This window comes from Flavobacterium aquicola, from assembly GCF_003385115.1.
GTDB lineage: Bacteria > Bacteroidota > Bacteroidia > Flavobacteriales > Flavobacteriaceae > Flavobacterium > Flavobacterium aquicola.
In genome coordinates, this window is sequence record NZ_QUNI01000004.1 from 26447 (window position 1) to 50730 (window position 24284).

The following is a 24284-nucleotide window of genomic DNA, read 5'->3' on the forward strand; positions in this document are numbered from 1 at the left end:
GATTTTTGCCATTGATATTGCTATTGGTTTTTTAATTTGTAAGTTTGCATAGTTGAAAAAAATCCTATGAATATCAATATAGCAGATAAGAAATATAAAAAACTCTCGTTACAAGTTTCGCTGACGGGACTTTCTTTTTGTTGTTTTGATACGCTTCACAACAGAATTGTTTCGATAAATGAGATTAAATTTGATACGTTTCATAAATCGACCAAGATTGAGGAATTGTTTTCGGATGCTTTTAGAAATTATCCGGAACTGAGTGATAGTTATGATGAAATTCAGGTAATTCATAATAATAACCTTTCGACATTTGTACCTACTGCCCTATTTGACGAAAATTTCCTTGGCAGTTATTTGCAATACAACACCAAAGTTTTTGAAACCGATTTTTTTGCATTTGATGAAATCACTAATTATCAGATGAATGCGGTTTATATTCCTTATGTCAATATCAATAATTTCTTCATAGACCAATTTGGTTCTTTCGATTACAAGCATGCCAACACGATTTTAGTTTCAAAGCTTTTGGATGTTTCCAAAAACAATGACACTAAGAAAATGATCGTTCATTTTAATCCTGGACATTTTGAAATTATTGTAATTCAGAATCAGAAATTACTTTTATTCAATTCATTTGAATACAAAACTCCTGAAGATTTTATTTACTATCTGCTCTTTACAGCCGAACAATTGAATATGAATCCCGAAAGTTTCAAGCTTGAATTATTGGGTGCCATTTCCGAAGAAGATGATTTTTATAAAATTGCCTTCAAATATATTCGAAATGTATCTTTTCTGGATACAAGCGATTTACAAAAAAACAATACTTTCTCAGCAGGACAAAATCTGCAGCATTTTATACTTTTTAACTCATGAGAATCATATCTGGAAAATACAAAGGAAGACGCATTTTTCCGCCAAAAGGACTGCCTGTTCGACCTACGACTGATATGAGCAAGGAAGCATTGTTTAATGTTTTGAACAATCATTTTAGTTTTGAAGGCTTGAAAGTGCTGGATTTATTTGCTGGAACAGGAAATATCAGTTACGAGTTTGCTTCGAGAGGAAGTTCTCCAATTACTTCTGTAGATGGTGATTTTGGCTGTGTGAAATTTATTAAGCAAGTCGCAGCCGAATATGATTTTGATATTGCGGCGATTAAAAGTGATGTGTTTGCTTTTATAGACAAAAACAAAACGGCTTACGATATTATTTTTGCCGATCCTCCTTATGGTTTAGACCAAAAAACTTTTGAAAAAATTGTACTTTCAATTTTCGAAAAAGGATTATTGAATGATGAAGGGATGATGATTATTGAACATTCAAAATATACCAAACTAGATCATCTGATAAATTTTTCTTTTCAGAAAAGTTACGGCGGTTCTATTTTTAGTTTCTTCGAATTGGATTCTACTGAAGAGGAAGAGATTGGAGATGAATCAGATAATAAAACTACCGAAGAAGACGAAGGCTAATTTATCTAAATATAAAAAAAATCCCTTGGAATTCAAGGGATTTTTTTTTATTTATCTGATTCTATTGGAGTTCTCATCAATATCTTTTTCTTTAAACTCTGTAGATTTTATTTTTCCAAAAGAATATTTGACTGCTATGGAAATTTCATGTGCATCAACCAAATACCTGGCTTTTGAACTAATGTTATTTATCGTAAATTGTTCTTCATAAATCGTATTTTTAAAAATATCATTGTAACTCAAAGTACAGTTCCAATTGGAAAAAAATGTTTTAGAAACTCCTAAATTCATTATGAACCAAGCTTTTCTTTCGAAAACTCCTTCTTTTTGATCGGTTACACCATAGGCCGTCAGTACAAACGAATAGTCTTTTGGCAGTTTAAATTCATTGTTTGAATAATAATACAAATACGGTTTTGATTCCATAAACAGTGCCGAATCATCTTCGATTTTGTTCAATATACAGCTTAAACTATTGGTTGATGTCCAGATTTTATATGTAAATGGTAAACTAAATTCTAAATTAAATCCTGATTCTTTTTCAAAATTAACTTCTTTAAAAGTCAGTATATTATTTTGATTATCAAATACAAAGCTACTGTAAACAGGATCTTTGTTTACATAATAACTGAGTTTCACCGATTTGTCTTTGTATTGAAAACTGGACGAAATTTGATTATTGATGATTGGATCTAAATTAATATTCCTGGAATATAAATAATACGGATTGATATAAGTGGCTCCCTGGCTTGTCGATGAATAATTAGGTCTTGAAATACTTTTCGAATAATTTAGTGTTACCGATTTTGTACTGTCAATCGGGATGTCAAACTGAACTTTCGGGAAAAAATCGGTATAATTCTTTTTAATTAAAGGCAAATCATCATTCCTGAATTTTCCCTCGATATCAGTGTTCTCAACTCTAAACCCAACTGAATAGCCAATCTTTTTTAAATTTCCAGATAATTGCGCATATCCAGCACTATTTTTCTCGTCGAAATCATAAACCGAACTGATAGTACTATTGCTTTCAAAGTTTAAAGTTTCGAAATCAGTTCGAGCATCAGCTGATAAATAAAGCCCTCCATACTCAAGTTTAATTTCATTTTTAAATTTCTTTTCGAGATCAATTCTTCCGGAAAATACATTCACTTTAAATTTTTGATCACTGTTTTGTGTCTTTTCAAATTGAGTTTCATTATAATTATTCTGCACGAAAGCTTCTGAATCCTGATCAAAAGCGGAATATTGAAAACCTGTAAATAACTGTGTATCTATCGATTTTATTTTCTTCGAATAATTGACAAATGAATTGATAAAATTCTTCTGACTCTTATTGTGACTGTAGGTTATCACATTATTTTCTACGTCACCGTTCTTGTTGTAGGATGTGGTGTTGATGTCGAAAGGTTCGCTTTGCAGCTTACCATTCATATTAATCGAAAAATAGTCTTCTTCATTAATTTTATAAAAAAGACCTCCTCCAAAAATATACTGCTTCCTTTTGGTATTTGCGGTAGCAACATTATAATTGGAAATAATATCTTCATCAGGAATCAGATAATCGATGCTGTGGCTTTCCCAAGGACTTAATTTATTGTAATTGAAATTGGCTTTCCATTCAAGTTTATTCTTTTTGAAACTTGAATTTATCCCGAGGTAATTATTAAATTCTTTCTTAAAGGAAGCTACCTCAGTTATAGTTGTCTGTGAACCTTCTTTTTTACTGAACTTTCGGGTAATCAAAATAACGGCTCTCCCTTCAGCTTCGTATTTTGAGGATGGATTATTGATGATTTCGATGCTTTTTATGTCATCAACAGACAAAGCATTCAAATCGTTCATTCCAATTTTTTGATTATCCATATAAATTAAGGGAGTTCCTTTTCCAATAAGAGTGATGTTTTCCTTGTCGGCGCTGATGGTAACATTGGGTAATTTTGATAACAAATCCAATGTGTTTGGAACTGAATTAAGAATCGAGTTAGCCACATCAACTTTGATATTACCATTTTTAGTGGTAAACATTTTCTTTTCTTTGGTGACAACTACTTCGGTCAATTTATTAGATATACTGTCTTTTTCGATTGTGTTTTGTGCAAATCCAAAGGCTGAAATTATTAGGCAAATAATACTAATTGTGTTTTTAAATTCTAATCTATTTTTCACTGATAACATAAATTGCAAATTTTGAGAATTGCAAAAATGAGTCTAAAAACACCTTCTATAAGTTAATCGAAGGTTAATGCAGGGTTAATGACGAATTTGAATAATAAAAGAATTATTTTTGAGCATAATTTTTTTATCGAATGAACAAGAGAATCAATTTATTAATCGCATTTTCGGTAATCGCTCTGGTTACTTTATCCATCGTGCAATGCTATTTGGTAAAAACCACTTATGATTACAAAGTGGCTCAATTTCACTCCGAAATCAAAGAGAATATTGCCAAAATAACCAATGAGTTCAGCGATATTGATTCGGCATACGTGAACAAAAAGGAATTGCTTTACAATCAATTGGCACAAAATTATGTTTTGTCTAAAAAATCAAAAATTGACATTAAAAACATCGCAATTGAAAATGAATCCAGCGACCCATTAACCCGAAAAATACAACTTAGATTTAAACGAGATTTTCCAAATATCGACATTGATTTTGCTATAGTTCTGAACAAATTTGTCATATATAATAGTCTTAAAAAAAGTGATACTATTTTTTCAGAAAAACCTCTTATACAGAACAAAATGTTTGGTCATTTAAAGTCTTTGGACAATGCATTTTTAGTCAGAAATTATGTGAGTACGACAAATGGCTCTTCAATACTGAAAGATTATAAATTACTCACCGAAGACGCCATGTATGTTTCTGTAGCCGATTGGGAGATGATTATTTTTGAAAGGATGAAAATGGTTTTATTACTGTCATTGGTATCCATTCTTACTTTGATAACTCTTTTTGTTATTGCGATAAAAGCATTAATAAAACAAAAGAAAGTAAGTGATGTCAAAACCGATTTTATCAATAATATCACCCACGAACTCAAAACTCCTTTGACAACTTTGGGAATTTCGACCAAAATACTGGAACGAAAGGATATTCGCGAAAATGACGAACAATTCGATAGTATTTTGAACACAATTTCACGCCAAAATAATCGCCTGCAAAATTTAATTGATCAGGTAATGGCTAATTCGCTGGGAGAAAACGAGATTGAACTGCAAAAAGAAAAAATCATGGCAGAATCTTTTCTGAAAGTTATTATTGCCGATTTTAAGGTTGCGTTTCCAAAAGTTACGCTTCAAACGCAATTTAATACTGAAGAAACATTTTTGGTTTTGGATAAATTTCATTTGACAACAGCTATTTTAAATGTGTTCGAAAATGCTGTTAAATATGGAAGTAACACCATTACCATTAAAACCGAATTAGTCAAAAACCAATTTAACATCAGTATAAAAGATGATGGGATTGGAATTTCAAGAAGTAAACATTCGTTGTTGTTTGATAAGTTTTACAGAGTCGAACAAGGTAATTTACATAATGCAAAAGGATTAGGCTTAGGACTTTATTATGTAAATCAAATCATCAAAGCGCATCAAGGTACTATTGGAGTCATAAGTGATTTAGGAAAGGGTTCGGAATTTACTATTATGTTTAAAGTTTAATTATTTTCCGTTGAAAAAAATACTTTTAGCCGAAGACGATCCTGATTTTGCCGGGATTCTAAAACAATATTTAGAATTGCACCAATTTGAAATCACTTGGGCAGAAAATGGCGAAGAAGCATTGCAGCTGTTCCAAACAAAAGCTTTTGACATTTGTGTTTTTGATGTAATGATGCCAAAAATGGACGGCTTTACCCTTGCCGAAAAAATCATTGCAATCAATCCCGAAATTCCTTTTATTTTTCTAACCGCCAGAAAATTAAAAGAAGACAAAATAATTGGTTTGAAATTAGGTGCCGATGATTATATCGTAAAGCCTTTTGAAGCGGACGAACTTGTTTTACGCCTGAATAATATCATAAAAAGAAGCAGTCAAAACCATTTTCCGAAAACAGCTGATGAAGTGCAGATTGGTGTTTATGTATTTGATACAAAAAGGCTCAGCCTAAAAAATGATACTTCAACTCAGCAGCTGACTGAAAAAGAAGCGAGTTTAATTCATTTCTTTTACACCCATAAAAATCAGATGATAAAAAGAGAACAGATTTTAAAAACGATTTGGGGTAATGATGATTTCTTTTCGGGCAGAAGTATGGATGTATACATAAGTAAAATTCGAAAATATTTCAAAGATGATTCCAGAATAAGTATTGAAAGCGTCCGGAATATTGGATTGGAATTTAAAATTATTATTTAATAGATTCTTTTTCAGTTGAAGCAATAACAATAAGTCCCAGAATTAGCGCACAACTGTATTCCATTCCTCCTTCACCATGCTCGCCTACCCACCATCCATTTTCATAATGAATGATTATATTTCCCATTATCAGCATTAAGATAAAACCAAGTGATAAATATTTTTTATAATAACCAAAGGCTAGTGCTATTCCTCCAATAATTTCATAAGCTGTAATTCCCCAAACCATTACAGTAGTTGCAAAGAATCCTTTTGTAGCTAAAAAACCGGCAAACCGATCTATTGTCCCGTTGGCAATTCTTGTAACGGCATGAGCTACAAAAAACAAAGGAAGTAGTATTCTAAAAAGTAAAAGTGATTGTGAAAGTGATGGAAAAGGAAAGTTTTTCATATTTTTTTTTACTAAAATACTAAAAAACGCGTAAAAAGTAAAAAAAGCAGACCTATAAGCCGGATTCTGTTCTCGCTATTGCTAACGATACCTTATCATTTATCTAGATCTTGAATTACTCCAAGACTCAAGCTATCTACCCTTCAGCAACGGACGAGAAACCCTTAAATGCTGATATACTTGATATTTCACCGCATAGAGTTTACCTGGTTTCACTACAGCATTACCTGTACATACTTTCTGTTGCACTTGTCCTAATCCGGTTTCCCGAACCGACGGGTGTTACCCGTTATGCTTCTCTATGGTGTCCGGACTTTCCTCCCTCCCGATGAATCGGAACGACGATAAGGCGGTCTGCGATGCAAATCTACAATAATAATCAAGGTTTATCAAAATTTCAGATTTTACTTTAACAAGTGTTTTGTAATGTCTTATAAATAAAATGTTTACCTTTAAATATAACTATCATTATTTCGAATTATGAAGCCGACTTATCATTATACCACTGTTTTGGAAGCCTTGCAGGATTTGAAAAGCAAAGGATTTCATCACGATTTTAACCTCAATCCTGAAGCAATAGTTGAGAATCCCAATCACTATTCGGTAGTGCACATTTATCGTTATGAGGGCGATTCAGATCCCGATGAAGAATCGATTGTCTATGGAATAATTTCCAATGCTGGAATTAAAGGTGTTTTTGTGGCTGGCTTTTCGGCCAATTCCGATAATGAAGCACGATTGATTTTAGAAAAATTATATATAGAAAATAAATATCAATAATTTATTCTAGCAAAGACGCCAAGCCACAAAGTTTAAATCGATTTTCTTTGCGACTTGGCGTCTTTTCAAAAAATTGTATTTAAATAATTTAGTTTGGAATTTTCAACTTAGTAAAGTTTCAAAATTCATTACAATCTGCTGATATAACTTCCGAAAATATCTCTGAACTGATACCCTACTGATACACGGTCTTTGCTGAGTTTTTTGTACTCGACTAATCCCCACAATACAAATTCTTTCATAAAATCGCGGTCCTTTTTGTCAAAGTTGGGCTGGTATTTATCGATTAATTTATCGAGAGGCGTTATGCTGTCTAAAATCGATTTGTATTCGTTATCTGAGCAGTCGTCTAATAATTCAAAACCGCTTTCGGTGAAAAACCAATCCAAAATATCCGAATAGGTATTTTTTTCTCCCTGCTTTTCCAGTTTTTCTATTTTTGGAAAATAAGCAGGAAATAAGGTATGAATCGAATCGCTAATTAAACGCTGTGCTACAAATGAAGCTCCCTCCTGCTCTCCTTCGTAAACCAATTCGACTTTACCAGTTATTGATGGAATTACTCCCATAAAATCTGATAAACGCAAAGTTGTTTTGTCTGTTCCTGATAGCAAGGCACGGCGTTCTGCAGTACTCAATAAGTTTTCATAAGCCGTAATGCTCAATCTTGCGCTGACACCGCTTTTATTATCAATGAATTCGCTTTCGCGGGCTTCAAAACTGATTTGCTCCAATAAATCTTTTGCTAAAGAAGGAACATAAACAGAATCACTTTGAGCAGTATCAAGCTTGGCTTCCTGCGCAGTTATCGTTTTGGCGACATGGATGTCCTGCGGATAATGCGTCAATATTTGGGAGCCGATTCTGTCTTTCAAAGGTGTGACAATACTTCCTCTATTGGTGTAATCTTCGGGATTTGCGGTAAAGACAAACTGCATATCAAGAGGCATTCTAAGCTTGAAACCGCGAATTTGTATGTCGCCTTCCTGCAGAATATTAAATAAAGCTACTTGAATACGAGCTTGAAGATCGGGTAATTCGTTAATAACAAAAATACAGCGATTCGCTCTCGGAATCATTCCAAAATGAATTACACGGTCATCGGCGTAGGACAGTTTTAAATTGGCAGCTTTGATTGGGTCAACATCACCTATTAAATCGGCTACTGTTACATCTGGCGTAGCGAGCTTTTCAAAAAAACGTTCGCTTCTGTGCAGCCACGAGATTGGAGTTTCGTCACCTTTTTCGGCAATTAAATCTTTTGCAAAACGGGACAAAGGATGAAAAGGATCGTCATTGATTTCAGAACCACTTACATACGGAATGTATTCGTCCAGCAATTCGATCATTTTTCGTGCCAATCTAGTTTTTGCCTGTCCGCGAAGTCCCAACAAATTGATATTGTGGCGTGACAAAATTGCTCTTTCCAATTCTGGAATTACAGTATTTTCAAAACCATGAACTCCTTCGAATGTAGGTTCTCCTGATTTTATTTTTTCTCTTAAATTATGACGCAATTCGTCTTTGATGTTCTTGCTTAAATATCCTGATTTTTTTAATTCTCCTAAAGTATTTATGTTTTCTATTTTCATGTTATATTGAAATTGCTTTTTGCCATTGATATTGCTATTGAATACTATTTTATTCTTTTCTTTCTATTGGTTTCGTAATCGTGAAAAATCATCTCTCCCAGACCTTTTAAACCTGTATAAAAAGCTTTTCCCTGATTTGCTTCGGTAAAATGATCTACAAATCGCTGCAGATAAGGATCATTTGCAATCATAAAAGTGGTGATTGGGATATGCAGTTTTCTTGCTTGCTGTGCCTGAGTATAACATTTATCTACAATGTATTCGTCCAGACCATTGCTGTTCATATAATAGGTTCCATCTTTCTCTATGACGCAGCTTGGTTTTCCATCGGTAATCATAAAAATCTGTTTGTTGGTGTTTTTCTTTCTTCGCAGCAAATCCATTGCCAATTGCAAACCAGCAACGGTATTGGTGTGATAGGGACCTACTTTTAAATACGGTAAATCCTGAATAGAAATCCGCCAAGCATCATTTCCAAAAACTAATATGTCCAGCGTGTCTTTTGGATAGCGGGTGGTGATTAATTCGGCTAATGCCATTGCAACTTTCTTGGCGGGAGTAATACGGTCTTCACCATACAAAATCATACTGTGACTGATGTCAATCATTAAAACTGTACTCATTTGAGATTTATATTGGGTTTCTTCAACCACCAGATCATTCTCAGTGAGTATAAAATCGGATACACCATTGTTGATTTGGGCATTGCGTAGACTTTCTGTAAGCGAAATACGCTCTAATACATCTCCGAAATGAAATTCCCGAAATTCTCCAGTATGCTCGTCTCCATTTCCTAAATGCTTAGTTTTGTGATTACCCGCTCCCGATTTTTTTAAATTTCCAAAAATAGTTTCCAAAGCCTGCTGTCTGATGGCCCGCTCTGTTTTGGCAGTAATTCCTGTTCCAGAAGTTCCGTCATCTTTCAGTTCCTCACGGATGTAACCTTTTTTCTTTAAGTCTTCAATAAAGTCGTCGATGGTGTAACTGGAATCGGTTAATTTGTATTCTTTGTCCAATTCCCGCAACCAGCTTATAGCTTCATCAAAATCACCCGATGTGTGTGTGATAAGCTCTTTGAAAATTGCAAAAAGTTTATCAAACGGTGATTGAAACGGAGCTTCGTAAGTCTTAAAATAAAAACCTTTTTTTGTCGTATTGTTCATAATCATAAATTTAGATTATTTTTAAATGAACAAACAACAAACGATTTATAATTTTAAGTTAAAAGGGAGGCTATTAAAAAGTGAATGCTACCATAAGATTTATATCGCTTTGCTTTTTTTTTTAACCATTAAGATATTAAGAAACATAAAGCTTAATGAAACTTAATATCTTAATGGTAAAAAACAAATTAATGTTTTTAAAATCAATCTACTTTTTTAAAAACCAATTTATTACCTGAAGAATTGGTAAGTGTTAACCGCAGGTTTTCTACTTTATAGTGAGTTGTGCTTTGCAAGGTTTTTAGAAAAACAACTTCTTTATTATTTTCACCACAAGCCATTTTTGTCGTTACTACATCAGTGAAACGAAGCAGTCCTTTTTCAAAGAAAATAGTTCCATTCATTCTATTACAGCCCGCAAACCCCATAAATGTATTGGAAATGCTGTTTATTTCAAGATTTGGTAATTCTCGGGCGAAATTTTCTGAGGTGACAATTTCTCCATTGAGTTTTTCTAAAACCCAAATATCATGTAACCTGAAATCGGTGATATAATTCCCGCATCCAGATAATTTTATTGATTGACCCTCTTTTACAATTTCTATTCTAACAGAGTACGGTAATTTATCACCAGACATTGTATTAATGCACTCCTACTGCATAATTTGTATTATCATAGTACCGCCAACTATCGGAACTCGATACATTTTTACACTGGCATCCATAGCTCGAATTGGTTCAGCATGGTCAGCTGTCAAAGTTTCATAACCCTGTTTTAAAGAAGTAAACTTGATAGTTTTTTCAGATATTTTTAAACTCCAATCAGGTTCATTTCCATTACCTCTGAAATAAAACCCTTTCTCTAAATTTTCTATCTGCTGTTTATAAGCTAGGGACGGCTCGTTGTTTTCAGCCACATTTGAAATGAGCGGATTACTTTTACAGCCAATAAAAAACAATGCAATCATTACAAATTGAATTCCTTTTATCATAAATCTATTGTAAGGTTATTTGAATTTTCCGTCTAAATAAAACCAGCCGTCATTCTCTTTTTTAAAAGATGACAGCTCATAGTGGACTTGATCAGCATTATTTTCGTCTTTATAATAGGCTTTAAATTCTACTGTGTCTTCAGTAAACGATATAATTTCCAGTTTTTGCCATTTATTGGAAACAGCCCATTTCAAAATTTCTTCTCTTGAATAATATTTTCTTTCTGAAATATGCGTCGTTGCCAATAAATAATCAGCCTGATGAGCAGCATACGCAGCATAACGTGATTTCATTAAGGCTAAAGCAGTTGGTGTTTTTTCGATTCTGCTGATGTAAAGATGACAGCATGATTCAAAAGGTTTGTCAGAACCGCAATAGCAATTTTCAGCAGTCATGATTTAATTAAGCTGTGCTTTTAGCAGCACTATTTTTTGCTGCAATTGATTTAATAAAACCTGAAATTTACTAATCTCTCTCAAATCTTCATCTTCATCTGTATGATCCAAAATTTCGTCTAGTTCTTCGCTTACTTCCGCTAATTTATTAGAAGCTTCTTTTGCATTTTTATTTGCAATAAAATCTATAATTTCCTGAACTCCGCTTTTTAATTCGTCAAATTTGCCTGTATCCATTTCAAAATATTTATATATTCTTTGAAGCTTTATCTTCATTGAACTTTTTAGTAATTTGTTTTAATTTTTCTTTACGGTCCATTTCAGCTTTTTTTGCTTTGTTCTGGGCTTTATGTAATTTATCATTATGTTTTTTGATATTTCCTTCATTATTTCTGCTCATAGCATTTTATATCTAAAATTAATTTCTGCGTACAAATTTCGGCTTTATTATTTAAATCAGAACAACTATTTAACATTTGCCGTATGCTTTTAGAGCTAATTAAAATTTATACTGGCTTTTTATCGTTTAAACTATTATTAATATCTTTATTGTTTGAAATTTCGCAATTAGTTTGGATTGCAATCTTTTTTTACATTTATTTATAAAACTTATGGAAGCTCAAAATAAATGGCCTGATTATTTCCGATGGTTTTTAAATAGACCCAAGACTGTTGGATTTTTATTTTTCCTCGTATTAGCTTTTGGTGTATCCCTTCTGATTTTTCAAAGTGTTCAAATCATCATTAAGAATAAAAATTATGAGATGCAGACTACACTTGATATTCTGCATCAAAATATTGATCAAAATCTCAAGAGCTGTTATACTACTACCCTCACACTCGCATTAACAATCGATGATAACGGTATTCCAGATAATTTTGAATCTATAAGTTCAAAACTTTTAGCTTCAAATAAATGTATTAATGCGGTGCAGTTAGTGCCTAATGGAATAATCAAATATGTTTATCCTTTAAAAGGAAATGAATCTGCATTAAATCTAAATCTTCTTAATTCCCCTCTTCTCAAAAAAGAAGCTTTAGAATCCATAAAAAATAAAAAAATGTATTTTGCCGGTCCACTAAATTTAGTACAGGGAGGCACTGGTATTGTTGGCAGGCTGCCTATTTATAAAAGAAATAAATTCTGGGGTTTTTCTGCAGTTATTATCAAATTAGATACTTTATTAAAAATGTCCAGGGTAAATTCCATAGACACTAATAAATATTATTTTCAAATTTCAAAAGTAAACCCAAATACATTAAAAGAGGAGTTTTTTTTAGGAGGAAAAAACAAGGACAACAACAGCCGATATATTTCTGAAAGAATTCCAGATGGCAATTGGATCTTATATTTAATTGAGAAAAATGATACTAATAATTATTCGACACTTTTTTTACCCTCCATTTTAGGCTATTCTTTGGCCATACTACTGGGTGTTTTGATAACAATTTTACTGGATCGGCCAATACGGCTGCAGCAATTGCTTTTAGACAGCGAAATAAAGTTTAAAACTATTTTTGATCAGGCTCCTGTAGGAATTGCATTGGTTAAAAATGATAATGGAGATTTTATAGAAATCAATAAAAAGTTCTGTGAAATAATTGGTTATGAAGAGCAGGAAATGAAGTCGAAAAGTTATCATTCGATAACACATCCTAAAGATCTGGCCGTGGATGAATCTGTAACCCAAGATTTTATTGATGGCGAAAATGCTAATTATGCTTTAAAAAAACGGTACATTACTAAAGATGGAAAAACTGTCTGGGCTAATTTAATTGTATCATCTCTATCTGGAATAAATGAAAAACTGGATACAAATATTGCAATTGTAGAAGATATAACTTTGCAGAAGCAAATTCTGGACGAGCTAAAAGAAAGCGAGAAACAATTCAAAAGTTTATTTAAAAACTCTCCTGTGCCGCTTTGGGAAGTTGATTTATCGCTGGTAAAGAACCATCTTATCAGTTTGAATTTAATTAACAAAGAGCCTTCTTTTGTGATCAATTATTTAAAGGAAAATCAAGAAGCTGTATATAAATGCTTCACTCTTGTCAAAATTATTGCTGTCAATTACAAATGTCTAAAACTGCTTCAGATAAAATCTAAACAATTATTAGCAAACAACTTAAGGCAAGTGCTTGATGAAGTTACTTTAAGAGATTTTGAAAACCAGTTGTTAGCAATTACCCAAAACAACAATCAATTATCTTATGATTCTAAAATCAAAAACGGAAATGGCGAATCTATAGATATTGCCTTTAGATGGAATCCAATAAAAGGTCATGAAAAAACAATGGACCGAATGATTATTTCGACTGAAGACATTACTTTTAGAAAAGAACATGAAAAATTAATTATTGCTTCTCAGCAAAAAGTTGAATCACTAATAAATACTATCGATGGAATTGTCTGGGAATGCTGTATTGAAACTTTCAGATTTACTTTTGTCAGCAAAAAAGTAGAACAGATTTTAGGCTACACTTCGGAAGAATGGCTGGAAAATCCTAATTTTTGGACAGAACACATCCATCCCGAAGACAGAGCTTGGACGCTTGAATACTGTACAAAAAAAAGCAGTGAACTTTTAAATCATGACTTCGAATATAGAATGATTTGCAAAGACGGATCTGTAATATGGCTACGGGACATGGTGAATATTGTTTTCCAAAACGGAAAAGCGACAAGTCTCCACGGAATAATGATTGATATTACAAAAGCTAAAAATGTAGAAAACGACCTCAATAACTCATTCAATCTGGTATCCAAGCAAAATGAAAGACTTTTAAACTTCTCTTATATAATTTCTCATAATCTGAGATCTCACACCAGCAATATTGCATCAATTGTTTCATTAATTGAAGATGCTGAAACAGAACAGGAAAAAAAACAGTTAATGGATCTGCTTGTTTCTGTATCGGCATTACTTAACGAGACAATGATTCATTTGAATGAAGTGATTGACATACGCACGAATATAAGTTTAGTATCAGAATCATTGAACTTAAATGAATGTGTAGAGAATGTCATGAAAGTTTTTTCTAAACAAATACTTTCAAAAGAAGTTAAAATTACTAACTTAATACCGAAGGATCTGTTAATTAATTATAATCCAGCTTATTTGGAAAGCATCTTATATAATCTTATTTCAAATGCAATCCGTTTCAGCCATCCGGACAGAAAGCCGCATATTCAATTAGAATGGATTGTAAAAAAGAATAAAAATACCCTTAAAATTTCGGATAACGGAATAGGTATTAATCTGGAAAAATACGGGAATAAAATTTTTGGTCTTTATAAAACCTTTACTAATGATAAGGCGTCAAAAGGAGTTGGCTTATTTATTACGAAAAATCAAATTGAAGCAATGGGAGGAACAATTACTGTAGAAAGTAAACTAGACCAGGGAACAACCTTTAAAATCGAAATTTTATGAAGCAAATATCAATATGGGTTGTTGACGATGATCCTATTTATCAAATTATTGTGAGTAAAATGATTAAAAAATCAGAATTACTTTTAGCTATTTTAAGCTTCAAAAATGGAAAAGAAGCTATAGATGAATTCAAAAAAAGATTAGAAGAAAAAGATACTCTTCCTAATATTATACTTTTAGATATTAATATGCCAATTATGGACGGCTGGGAATTTATGGATGAAATAACTCTTCTAAAAAACCAGATTAATGAAGGTATACACATATATATTGTAAGTTCTTCTATAGCTGTGGAGGATAAAAACAAAGCAAAGAATTATTCAGAGATAATCGACTATTTAGTAAAGCCACTTAATAATGACGATTTAAAATTAATAACAGCGCCTTTTATTGATTAAGCTCTCTCTTAATTTCTTCCAATGTTCTATTGGAGAAAATTAATTCATTGATAATTTCTTTTCGCAATTCATCAATATCATCATAATCAAAATACTTTGCCCATGAAGAGAGATCAAATAAATTCCTAATCTGTTTGATCTTTTTTCCTGTCGCAAAGCTGGTTCTAAGTACAGCTTTACCATCATATTCAGGATTATTTCTATGCTGATAGTTTACTTTTTTCTTTTCAAAATCGGCCTGCAGATAATATAATTCTTCTTCAGCATTATCAGGATAGAATTCATTCCAAGACGCAAAACCTATTTTAAACTTTGATTCGGTCTCTGGTTCCATGGGTTCTAACCGCCATTTGCTGTTAGCCAGACGACCCCAATGATTCGACAAGCGGTACATACCTTCCTTGGTATAAAAGTACTTGCTCCCCGATTTGCTGTCATACTGTACCTTCATTCCTGCAATCTCTTCGGGCAGTACTTCATGAAAAACACAGAATGTATTTTTGAAAGATTTTGGACTAGGACGAAACAATTTTTCCATGTGCCAAAGATAATCACAAACTTCATTAACTGCCAAATCAACTGCTAAATCTAAAATTCCGTTTTCTTTTATAGAAACTGCTTTGGAATACTGTTTCTGTACATTGCCCGCAGACGGGTATTAATCAAACTCAACTTCCTGCCATTCTAGAATATCAAAAGCAATCATAGTATCAATCTGTTTTTAGTTTCCATTAATTATGTAACTTTGCGACAGAATTTAAGATAAAATATAAAAGAGTATGACTAAATCAGCAGACAATAAAATGCCGCAAAAAGGTGTTTTCACAGGTATAATGGAACAGGACGAAAACAAAAACTACTTTTGTGGAGAATATCTTTTAGATTTTAAAATGGCTCAAAAACATGAACTTGGAGATTGGATAACCATTAAAAGTATTATCGAAAACCCAAGCGACATCAGTTACAATAAATACCCTAAGAAATCTAAAAACTTCGACAAAGCCAATAGAAAAGCTGAATAAAAGCAAATTAACAAAACAAATCACCGTAAAAATCAGGAAATACACTTTTGCTGATTTTTTTTTTGCTCTAAACTGAAAAGTTAAAAAAAAGTGTACCTTTGCAAAAAATTGTCAATTTTCAACCAGTTTAGTTTGGTTCAATAGTAAAAGACAAGCAGTTACCTTATTTATGAAAAAAATAGTTGAATACCGCAAACTACTTAATGTAGAAAAAACAGTAGATCTTAAATCTTTAAAAGCCATTTATCGTAATGCGATGAAAGATGCGCATCCTGATAAATTTCAAGGTGATGATGAAGGTTTAAAGCAAGCTGAAGAAAACAGTAAAAAAATAATTGAAGCTTATCACTTCTTAGTAAGCATCAATGCAGAGACAATTAAACAGCTTTTACCTGAATATACTGAGACAATTGCTACATCAACAATTACCGATTATAAATTTGTTGAAGGAAGATTGATTATCAATTTCTCTAATGCGAGTGTATATGAATACATAAGTGTACCAAAAGCTATTTATATCAAAATGGTGAATGCAGATTCCCCTACCCGTTTTGCAAAAAGACATATATTAAATGCTTACCCTTGGAGAAAAACAATTAACCAAGAATAGTCAGCAGTAAAAATATTTAGAGAAACACCCTTATTCAGGGTGTTTTTTTTTGTTTTATACAGTAAAATAATGAAAACCCAAAATAGATTATAGTTAACATTTTTTTAACAGGTTTTTTAATAAATTAGCAAACCCAAAATTAACTTAACCACAAAAAATGAATGACAATATCAACAACTATCATAAGCAGTATGAAAATGCTTTGAAAACAATTGAGAGGCTAAAAGAAATAAAAGCTGAAATCGATTTAAAATTAAAAGAAAACCCCGTATGTTCTTATTTGCACAAAGACCTGCGAGGCGTAAATTTAGATATCACCATAACTCAAAATGAAATTGAGCATATTGAATCTCATTTACCTGAATATAACTCTTAATTTTTATAACCATTAAAAAAAGCAGCCTATTAAGAAAAAATACTTTTATCTTCCAAAAAAGAAGCTCACTTTAGAAGTTTAGAGCGGCTTAAAATTTTAATTATCATAAAATTATAACACAGGTTTTCTAGTTTTAAATCACTGCAAATACTAGAAAATTATAACATAAATTTAGGCTCTAAAGTTATTGTTAGTATATAATTTTAAATACTTTTGTAACCTTAAAAACAATTAACTAATAAAAATGAAAAAAATTATTTTATTTCTTACCGCTACAGCTTTACTTACATCTTGTAGCAAAGACAAATACACTATCTCAGGAACTGCTGCTGGATTTGAAAATGGAAAAACAGTTATCCTAGAAACTCAAGATGAGAAAGGAATGGGATTAATTGCTGTAGATACAGTAAAAATAGAAAATGGCAAATTTGAAATCAAAGGAAAAGTAACTGAACCATCTTTTCACATGTTACAAATCGAGGGAGCACAAGGTAAAATTCCATTCATCTTAGAAAATGGTGATATTACTGTTGTTGTAAACAAAGATACTATTCAAAAATCTAAGATTTCAGGTACTTACAGTAATGACGAGTATGTGAAATTTAATGAAGAGATTACTAAGATACAAAAACCTTTAATGGACTTTCAGTCAGCTAACATGCAAAAAATGCAGACAGCTCAACAAACTAAAGATACTGCTACTATCAATGGCTTGATGAAAGAATATACTAAAATCCAAACTGAAATTGGTGCTTCTTCAAAATCAAAATATGAGGATTATGCAAAATCTCATCCAAAATCTTTTATCAGTGTATTAATTATTCAAGGAATGAGTAATGACCCTTCTGTAGATTCTAAAAAAATTGAAACTATGTTCAATGAGCTTGATGAGTCATTAAAAAACTCTAAACCTGGTAAAGCTGTAAAAACAAAACTTGCTGAATTAAAAACTCCTTCAGCTGGTACTCCTGCAGCTCCAGCCGGTCCTGCAGCTAAATGAAGAACAGAATTTTCTGCTCCTAATACAGAAGGCAAAACAATCAGCCTTAAAGAAAGTTTAGGAAAAGTAACGATTGTTGATTTTTGGGCATCATGGTGTGGTCCATGCCGAAGAGAAAATCCAAATGTAGTCGCTATTTATAATGAACTTCATTCAAAAGGTCTTAATATAATAGGTGTTTCTCTAGATGAAAATCCGGTAAAATGGAAAGAAGCTATTGCCAAAGACAAATTAACATGGACACAGGTTTCAAATCTTAAAGGCTGGTCAGATCCTATTGCAATGCAGTATAAAGTAGAATCAATTCCTGCAACATTTATTCTTGACCAGTCAGGAAATGTCGTTGCACAAGATTTAAGAGGTGATGAACTTAAAGCAAAAATCATAGAATTACTTGGGAAATAATCCTTTTTAGTATTCAAAAATAAAAAATCTCCCTAGTGGAGATTTTTTATTTTATTCAATACCAATACATTAAAAATAATACTAAAATAAAGTTCAAAAAAAGTTTGCAGAACTAAAAACTGTGGCTATATTTGCACCCGGATAACGCAATAACCGTTACCCATTAAGGCCTGGGGAGATACTCAAGCGGCCAACGAGGGCAGACTGTAAATCTGCTGTGTGAACTTCGCAGGTTCGAATCCTGCTCTCCCCACAAAAAGGGTAAAAGAGACTAAAACGAAAGTTTTTCAATCTTTTCAAAAACCCATAAAAAACGTGGTAAAACCTGCAAATCCTAGGATTTGCAGGTTTTTTTTATTTTCTGCACTTTTCAAATTTTATAAAAACGCTCAAAGTTTCTGTGGCAAAATCGTGGCACATCGGCGTTGGAGCTGCCTCTAATTTTGCCACAAAAAGTTAAGGCGGTTTTTAAAGATATTTCACTCGTATAAGTTTTGTGTCAGAATCGTGGCACAAACAATTTTTCAAAACTAAAAGTCCAGCAAAATCAAGATCAGCCAAACTTAGGTTCGAAACTTATTTTTCTTAATCCTTCCCCACCAAATTAAAAAGCCGCTAACAGGAAGAAAAGCACAAAATAAAGAAACAAATGATGCTAAAATTTTAGTAGGGAATCCATAGATACTACCTGTATGAATAGCATAATTACTGTTTCTCCACTTTGCTCCAAGCGTTTTATCCTCATGCCTAACTGTAGAATAATTTTCAGCTGTTCCACTATTATAAATGTAAACATCCGACTCATCCCATCCTGAAGCACCTGAATGTTTTATAAATGAATTAACAGGTACTGAAACTCCATCCAGTTTTTCTGGAAGTGATAACCCTATAGCCGACCAATTTGGAACTTTTACCTTAATATCAGTTACAATATACTGTAACGGATCAACAATTTTATTAGAATTCTCTTTGCTTATTGCAGGTGTTTTACTCCAGACCTTTTCAGGGTCATCTCCTAAAAGAACATAAATTCCATTTGTCCACCACTCAAAGGTCCAGACAAGCCCAGTAGCGGCAAAAATTAAAATAAGTAAAAAAGTATATATACCACTGATATTGTGAATATCATAATTTTTGCGTTTCCATTTTGTAGTTTTTTTCCAGCGAAACCAAACTCTCTGCTTTAATGCTGCTTTATTTTTTGGCCACCATAAGTAAATACCCGTAATGACTAAAATAAAGATGAATAATGTAGAAAATCCAACCAAATAATGTCCAATATCATAGGCAAGCAGTAAATTTTGATGCAGAACTCTCAAATTAAATATCCAATCATATTTTAAATCTACTTCTCCTAACTCTTTTCCTGTATATTGGTCAATAAAAATATAGCTGTAAATTTCGTAATCATCTGCCGCAGTCCAATGCGGTTTAGTATTTTCTACATAAGTGGTGAAATGGTAACTTCTCTGTGGATCTCTGCTGATTTCAATGTAATCTGCATCAGGATGTTTTTGCTTAACAATAGAATAAAGTCTGTCTAAAGGCAGAATAGTATTTTTGACCTCAGGCACATAATACTTTTCATTGTGATACCATAAACAAAGTTCTTCGTCCCAGACAAAGAGACTTGCTGAAAGCATACTTATAAACACTATCAGACCTGTCACAAGACCAAGCCATAGGTGTATTTTACTAAAAATCTTCCTCATTTTTTTTTAATAAATTTTTTAGAAAGTTCACCCAACATTTTTATTGATCAGTGAAATTTCTGTACTCATCTTTGATGTTCTTATTTTATCCACCAGTGTGGTGTTTCCTGCAATACAAAAGCGGCTTATAAAACTTAAAAGATTACTTAAAGAATTTTTTATAATTATTGGCTTGCAAATTCCGCGCAAAAATATATTATTTTTATTCATTCTTAATTAAATTTAGGTAAAAAATAAAAACAAATTGTGTTACTAGTTTGAATCCGAAATAATCCCTACAATAGCATTTGGCAATCACTATTCAAAAAATTTACAGCTATCAAAAATCTATTTTGCCCTCCTAAAAAAATTGGGGACTCCCCTACTAATCCTATTCGTTTAAATGTCAACTAATTAATATTAATTTATTTTTATTTAGAATAATTAAAAATAATATTGTTTTTAAAGAGTTTATACAATACTTTTGCATCGAATTCATTTAAAACCCTTTTTAAATAATGCGTGCACATAGAATTTTACTTTTAATTGCCTTTTTTGTAACTGCAACAACCGTTTATTGCCAAAATAATAAAATCAGAATTTCGGGAATTATATTAACAAACACAGGAACCCGGGCTGAGGGCGTTTCTATAGTCTTAAAAGGAACTCCTTACACAGCCTTAACAAATGCAGATGGTGAATATATCATTACTGCACCATCGGGAAAGTATATTTTAGTTGCAAGCTTGATAGGTTTCAAGGTAAAAGAAATCGAAATTACTGTAGAGCAGTCAGATAAAAAACTAAAAAACATCAGTATTGAAGAAGATACTGCTGCTTTAGATGAAGTAAAAATTGCAGGCAAATCCAAAGAGCAGCGTGTCCGCGAACAGGCATTTAATTTCAACTCTATTGAACTTAAAAATCTGTACAATACCTCTACAGATATAAATCAGGTTTTAAACCGTTCTTCTGGAATCCGAATCCGTGAAACCAGCGGGCTGGGCGGCGATTTTAATTTTTCTGTAAACGGATTGTCAGGCAAACAGATCAAATTTTTTATTGACGGTATTCCGATGGAAAATTTTGGAAGCACCATGTCTTTAAATAATATCCCGATAAATTTAGCAGAACGCATTGAAGTATACAAAGGTGTAGTGCCTGTTTCTTTAGGGGCAGATGCACTGGGCGGTGCCGTTAATATTGTTACCAATCAAAATATCAATACCTTTTTGGATGCAAGCTACAGTTACGGATCGTTTAACACTCAAAGGGCAGCATTATCAAGCAGATATACCGGCGAAAAAAGCGGGTTTACAATTGGCGTGAATGCTTTCTATAACTATTCAGACAATAACTATATAATGAAGAATGTGACTTTGTCGGGACAAAGCACTCCAGGCAATTTCAAAAGATTTAATGATGGTTTTGAATCCTCTATGGTTCAGGTTGAAACTGGTTTTAGAAATAGAAAGTGGGCAGATATCTTCCTTATCGGATTTAATTATGCAGACCGTTACAAAGAACGCCAGACCGGTGCCACTCAGGAAAATGTCTTTGGAGAGGTCCATTCAAAGGGGGATTTTATTCTTCCGAGCGTCAAATACAAGAAAGACAATTTTTTAACTGATGGACTAAGCGCCAATCTATATGCTTCTTACGGAATTGATAAAAACACCACGACCGATCTTTCGACAAATAAATACGACTGGAATGGTGAAGTGATTGACACGCATCCAAATTTTGGAGAACAGGGATCATTCCAGATCTTTAAATATGAAAATAAATCGGCTATTGCCAGAGCAAATTTTGGTTATAAGCTAAACGAAAACAATGCTTTAAGCTTTAATTACAACTTGAGCAACAGCACCCGAAAAGGAATCAATTACTATAACCCAAACAACCAGGATTCTAATGCCTTGGATGTGCCCAACAAATTAAATAAATCCATTGCCGGACTTGGATGGGAAAATCAGGCATTTAATGATCGTCTAAGCACTTCTGTATTTGTAAAAAATTACCGCCTGCACACTTATATAAGAGAAGCAGTATTTTACAACGCCACAGGTTATGAAAAAGAAGAGTCAGAACTTACTGATAATTATTTCGGATACGGAACCGCTTTAAGATATAAATTCAGCGATAATAGTGGCATAAAAGCTTCTTTTGAGCATACCTACAGAATTCCAGAGGTAGAAGAATTACTTGGAGACGGAATAAATATACTCGCTAATCCGAAGCTAAAACCTGAAAGCAGCGATAATTTTAATTTAGGGGCCTACTATAAATTTATTCTGCAGGATTATCATACTGTTTCGATAGAAGCTAATGGTTTTATACGAAAAGCGCAAGATTTTATCCTGCTTCTTCCCGGCGGTATTTTCTCTACTTACAGCAATGTTGGAAAAGTAGACATTACAGGTGTCGATACAGATATCAAATACCATTTTAAATCATTTAACGCCTCTTTGAACGCCAGCTACAATAACTCGATAAATAGAGATAAAGCTTCTTCAGCTTATCAAGACCGCATTCCCAATCAGCCTTGGCTTTTTGCAAACGGAAGCATAGGTTACGGAAAAGAAAACTGGCTGGGGAAAAATACTAAAATTCAGTTTGACTGGTATTCGCAATACATCCACTGGTTTTATCTGACATGGCCAAGCAAGGCATTTGAAGCTGGCAAAAGCAGGATTCCAACTCAGTTTATCCAAAATGCAAGCATAAGCTATTCTTTAAAAAACGGAACCTACAATATCGCACTGGACTGCACCAATATATTTGATGCTGAAGCTTATGATAATTATAAACTGCAGAAAGCAGGAAGGGCATTTTACATCAAATTCAGATATTTTATCAAATAATAAATCGTATAAATAATTAACTTAAATAAATCATAATGAATACAAAACTAAAATTCCTTGGACTATTGGGCATGGCAGTTATGTCTCTGACATCCTGCAGCAATGACGATAATAAAGAAACGGATGAAACAACAACGGGTGAAGAATTCGTTTTTGCCGGCGGTGTTAATAATCCTTCAGCAGCCTATATGCTTACTTCGGGTACAATTTCAGGCGGTACAGTTTCTGCAAATGGCAACGGTTCGGAAATTACTGGAAACGGAAGATTATTTAAAAACGGATTTTACTACAATCTTGCTAACGGAAAACTATCTAAATATAAGTTTGAAAAGAGCATCCTGACTTTATCAAAAGAAATCACCCTGGCTGGTAACTCCCTATGGTCTTACTGGCTAAATGACACTACCCTTATAGTATGGAACGGTTCAACATCTGCGCCAAGTGCAGATCTTACCTACAATATCGTCAATACAGATGACTTGTCGGTAACAAAATCAGGAACTTTGACTGTTACGGGTTTGCAGGCTACGGACAAAGCTATTTACCTTTCAGGCTGTGTGCTGAACAATGGCAAATTATATTTACCCTATACTGTATACCATTCTGGATGGACCAGCACCTCTGTGGCTTACCTTGCTTCTGTTGATTACCCTTCAATGGCTAATTTAAAAATTGACACCGATACACGTTCCGGCGCTTTGGGTACATTTTCCACTTTAATGGGCGGTACCATAAAATACAATAACGATCTTTATATTATTACCGATTGCGGTGAGCGCTGGGGATCTGTATCTGATAAGCCAAGTGCTATCTTTAAAGTAAGCAATGGCGCTACGGAACTTAATGCAGACTACTTTTTTGATTTAACGGCTATTAGCGACGGAAACAAAGAATTTTACGGACTTTACGATTTAGGAAACGGAAAAGGAATTAGTCGGCTTGGAAGAAAAGATGTCCTCTTGACCTTTGATGATTACAACGGTTCAGATGTTTTTGAATATTATGTCATAGATGTAGCGGCCAAAACCAAAACAAAATTGAATCTGCCACTGAGCCAGTACACAAGCTCTTCTCCAGTTTTCGTTGAAAATGGAAAAGCTTATATTTTAGTATCTACAAAAGCAAGTGGAAGTTTTGTCTATACTTATGATATCAATTCAGGCAGTTTGACAAAAGGCATTGAGATCAAAGGTTTGGACTATGTAAACTGGATTTCAAGATTAAACAAATAATAACTTAGAGGAAACTTTAAATTACAAAAAGGTCGAAAATAAAAAATTTCGACCTTTTTTATAGATTTTTTCCACAACTGAGATTTTACTTTAAA

Annotated in this window: 24 protein-coding genes, 1 tRNA gene, 1 other RNA gene and 1 pseudogene; 15 read left to right on the plus strand and 12 right to left on the minus strand. The window is 32.9% G+C overall.

Annotated elements, in window-relative coordinates; translation table 11 throughout:
- Positions 1-66: 66 nt before the first annotated feature.
- Both C8P67_RS07620 and C8P67_RS07625 read left to right on the plus strand, forming a co-directional pair.
- Positions 67-879, plus strand: a complete 813-nt coding sequence (locus tag C8P67_RS07620; RefSeq protein WP_115812039.1) for a DUF3822 family protein — start codon at positions 67-69, stop codon at positions 877-879.
- Positions 876-1478 carry an RsmD family RNA methyltransferase gene (locus C8P67_RS07625; RefSeq protein ID WP_115812041.1) on the plus strand — a complete coding sequence of 201 codons (603 nt, stop codon included), beginning with the start codon at positions 876-878 and terminating at the stop codon, positions 1476-1478. The genes C8P67_RS07620 and C8P67_RS07625 overlap by 4 nt, the downstream gene beginning before the upstream one ends.
- A gap of 51 nt (positions 1479-1529) precedes the next feature.
- Here the strand turns inward: C8P67_RS07625 and C8P67_RS07630 are convergent, their stop codons facing one another.
- Positions 1530-3656, minus strand: coding sequence for an outer membrane beta-barrel family protein (locus C8P67_RS07630; RefSeq protein ID WP_115812043.1), 2127 nt, complete (start codon positions 3654-3656; stop codon positions 1530-1532).
- A 131-nt stretch (positions 3657-3787) separates the two neighbouring features.
- Here C8P67_RS07630 and C8P67_RS07635 point away from each other — a divergent pair, with 131 nt between their 5' ends.
- Both C8P67_RS07635 and C8P67_RS07640 read left to right on the plus strand, forming a co-directional pair.
- The gene (locus C8P67_RS07635) at positions 3788-5146 is read left to right on the plus strand and encodes a sensor histidine kinase (RefSeq protein ID WP_115812045.1); all 1359 of its coding nucleotides are present in this window, start codon (positions 3788-3790) and stop codon (positions 5144-5146) included.
- A 10-nt stretch (positions 5147-5156) separates the two neighbouring features.
- Positions 5157-5843, plus strand: a complete 687-nt coding sequence (locus tag C8P67_RS07640; RefSeq protein ID WP_115812047.1) for a response regulator transcription factor — start codon at positions 5157-5159, stop codon at positions 5841-5843.
- Here the strand turns inward: C8P67_RS07640 and C8P67_RS07645 are convergent.
- Together C8P67_RS07645 and rnpB are read right to left on the minus strand one after the other, a co-directional pair.
- The gene (locus tag C8P67_RS07645) at positions 5836-6234 is read right to left on the minus strand and encodes a DoxX family protein (protein WP_115812049.1); all 399 of its coding nucleotides are present in this window, start codon (positions 6232-6234) and stop codon (positions 5836-5838) included. The two genes, C8P67_RS07640 and C8P67_RS07645, sit on opposite strands and share 8 nt — an antisense overlap.
- 39 nt (positions 6235-6273) lie before the next feature.
- An RNA gene (gene rnpB / locus C8P67_RS07650) (RNase P RNA component class A) lies at positions 6274-6595 on the minus strand.
- A 119-nt stretch (positions 6596-6714) separates the two neighbouring features.
- Between rnpB and C8P67_RS07655 the strand changes: the two genes are divergently transcribed.
- Positions 6715-7014 carry a hypothetical protein gene (locus C8P67_RS07655; RefSeq protein WP_115812051.1) on the plus strand — a complete coding sequence of 100 codons (300 nt, stop codon included), beginning with the start codon at positions 6715-6717 and terminating at the stop codon, positions 7012-7014.
- 128 nt (positions 7015-7142) lie between these two features.
- Here C8P67_RS07655 and C8P67_RS07660 read toward each other — a convergent pair whose 3' ends face one another.
- The 7 genes from C8P67_RS07660 to C8P67_RS22075 form a co-directional block, all read right to left on the minus strand.
- Positions 7143-8606, minus strand: coding sequence for a MoxR family ATPase (locus C8P67_RS07660; RefSeq protein WP_115812053.1), 1464 nt, complete (start codon positions 8604-8606; stop codon positions 7143-7145).
- A gap of 44 nt (positions 8607-8650) precedes the next feature.
- Positions 8651-9769: a vWA domain-containing protein gene (locus C8P67_RS07665; protein WP_115812752.1), complete on the minus strand. Its 1119-nt coding sequence runs from the start codon at positions 9767-9769 to the stop codon at positions 8651-8653.
- A 203-nt stretch (positions 9770-9972) separates the two neighbouring features.
- Positions 9973-10407 (minus strand): META domain-containing protein, encoded by a 435-nt coding sequence (locus C8P67_RS07670; RefSeq protein ID WP_115812054.1) that lies wholly within the window; start codon positions 10405-10407, stop codon positions 9973-9975.
- Between the two features lie 15 nt (positions 10408-10422).
- The gene (locus C8P67_RS07675) at positions 10423-10761 is read right to left on the minus strand and encodes a hypothetical protein (RefSeq protein WP_115812056.1); all 339 of its coding nucleotides are present in this window, start codon (positions 10759-10761) and stop codon (positions 10423-10425) included.
- A gap of 15 nt (positions 10762-10776) precedes the next feature.
- Complete coding sequence (locus tag C8P67_RS07680) at positions 10777-11157, minus strand: YchJ family protein (RefSeq protein ID WP_115812058.1); 381 nt, start codon at positions 11155-11157, stop codon at positions 10777-10779.
- A gap of 3 nt (positions 11158-11160) precedes the next feature.
- Positions 11161-11394, minus strand: a complete 234-nt coding sequence (locus C8P67_RS07685) for a hypothetical protein (protein ID WP_115812060.1) — start codon at positions 11392-11394, stop codon at positions 11161-11163.
- A 10-nt stretch (positions 11395-11404) separates the two neighbouring features.
- Positions 11405-11557 carry a hypothetical protein gene (locus C8P67_RS22075; protein WP_170141427.1) on the minus strand — a complete coding sequence of 51 codons (153 nt, stop codon included), beginning with the start codon at positions 11555-11557 and terminating at the stop codon, positions 11405-11407.
- 211 nt (positions 11558-11768) lie between these two features.
- On the opposite strand from C8P67_RS22075, the gene C8P67_RS07690 reads away from it, so the two are divergent.
- Positions 11769-14591 carry a PAS domain S-box protein gene (locus tag C8P67_RS07690; protein ID WP_115812062.1) on the plus strand — a complete coding sequence of 941 codons (2823 nt, stop codon included), beginning with the start codon at positions 11769-11771 and terminating at the stop codon, positions 14589-14591.
- Entirely contained in the window at positions 14588-14989 is a 402-nt protein-coding gene (locus C8P67_RS07695) for a response regulator (RefSeq protein ID WP_115812064.1), read from the plus strand. Before C8P67_RS07690 ends, C8P67_RS07695 begins: the two co-directional genes overlap by 4 nt.
- Here the strand turns inward: C8P67_RS07695 and C8P67_RS07700 are convergent.
- Positions 14979-15527 (minus strand): hypothetical protein, encoded by a 549-nt coding sequence (locus tag C8P67_RS07700; protein ID WP_115812066.1) that lies wholly within the window; start codon positions 15525-15527, stop codon positions 14979-14981. The two genes, C8P67_RS07695 and C8P67_RS07700, sit on opposite strands and share 11 nt — an antisense overlap.
- Positions 15528-15768: 241 nt before the next feature.
- Between C8P67_RS07700 and C8P67_RS07705 the strand changes: the two genes are divergently transcribed.
- The 6 genes and pseudogenes from C8P67_RS07705 (at position 15769) to C8P67_RS07730 (ending at position 18655) form a co-directional block, all read left to right on the plus strand.
- Entirely contained in the window at positions 15769-16011 is a 243-nt protein-coding gene (locus C8P67_RS07705) for a hypothetical protein (RefSeq protein ID WP_115812068.1), read from the plus strand.
- Positions 16012-16180: 169 nt separating this feature from the next.
- Entirely contained in the window at positions 16181-16621 is a 441-nt protein-coding gene (locus C8P67_RS07710) for a KTSC domain-containing protein (protein WP_115812070.1), read from the plus strand.
- Positions 16622-16778: 157 nt separating this feature from the next.
- On the plus strand, positions 16779-16997 hold the full coding sequence (locus C8P67_RS07715) for a hypothetical protein (protein WP_115812071.1): 219 nt from the start codon (positions 16779-16781) through the stop codon (positions 16995-16997).
- 244 nt (positions 16998-17241) lie between these two features.
- Positions 17242-17997: a DUF4369 domain-containing protein gene (locus C8P67_RS07720; RefSeq protein WP_115812073.1), complete on the plus strand. Its 756-nt coding sequence runs from the start codon at positions 17242-17244 to the stop codon at positions 17995-17997.
- An 18-nt stretch (positions 17998-18015) separates the two neighbouring features.
- Positions 18016-18402, plus strand: a pseudogene (locus C8P67_RS07725) (TlpA family protein disulfide reductase); the annotation flags it as partial.
- Positions 18403-18574: 172 nt separating this feature from the next.
- Positions 18575-18655 (plus strand) — tRNA-Tyr (locus C8P67_RS07730).
- A 310-nt stretch (positions 18656-18965) separates the two neighbouring features.
- On the opposite strand, the gene C8P67_RS07735 is transcribed toward C8P67_RS07730, so the two are convergent.
- Positions 18966-20114: a PepSY-associated TM helix domain-containing protein gene (locus tag C8P67_RS07735; protein WP_115812077.1), complete on the minus strand. Its 1149-nt coding sequence runs from the start codon at positions 20112-20114 to the stop codon at positions 18966-18968.
- Positions 20115-20611: 497 nt separating this feature from the next.
- Here C8P67_RS07735 and C8P67_RS07745 point away from each other — a divergent pair, with 497 nt between their 5' ends.
- Complete coding sequence (locus tag C8P67_RS07745) at positions 20612-22957, plus strand: TonB-dependent receptor (RefSeq protein ID WP_115812081.1); 2346 nt, start codon at positions 20612-20614, stop codon at positions 22955-22957.
- Between the two features lie 35 nt (positions 22958-22992).
- Positions 22993-24189 carry a hypothetical protein gene (locus C8P67_RS07750; protein ID WP_115812083.1) on the plus strand — a complete coding sequence of 399 codons (1197 nt, stop codon included), beginning with the start codon at positions 22993-22995 and terminating at the stop codon, positions 24187-24189.
- The last annotated feature ends 95 nt before the right edge of the window (positions 24190-24284 follow it).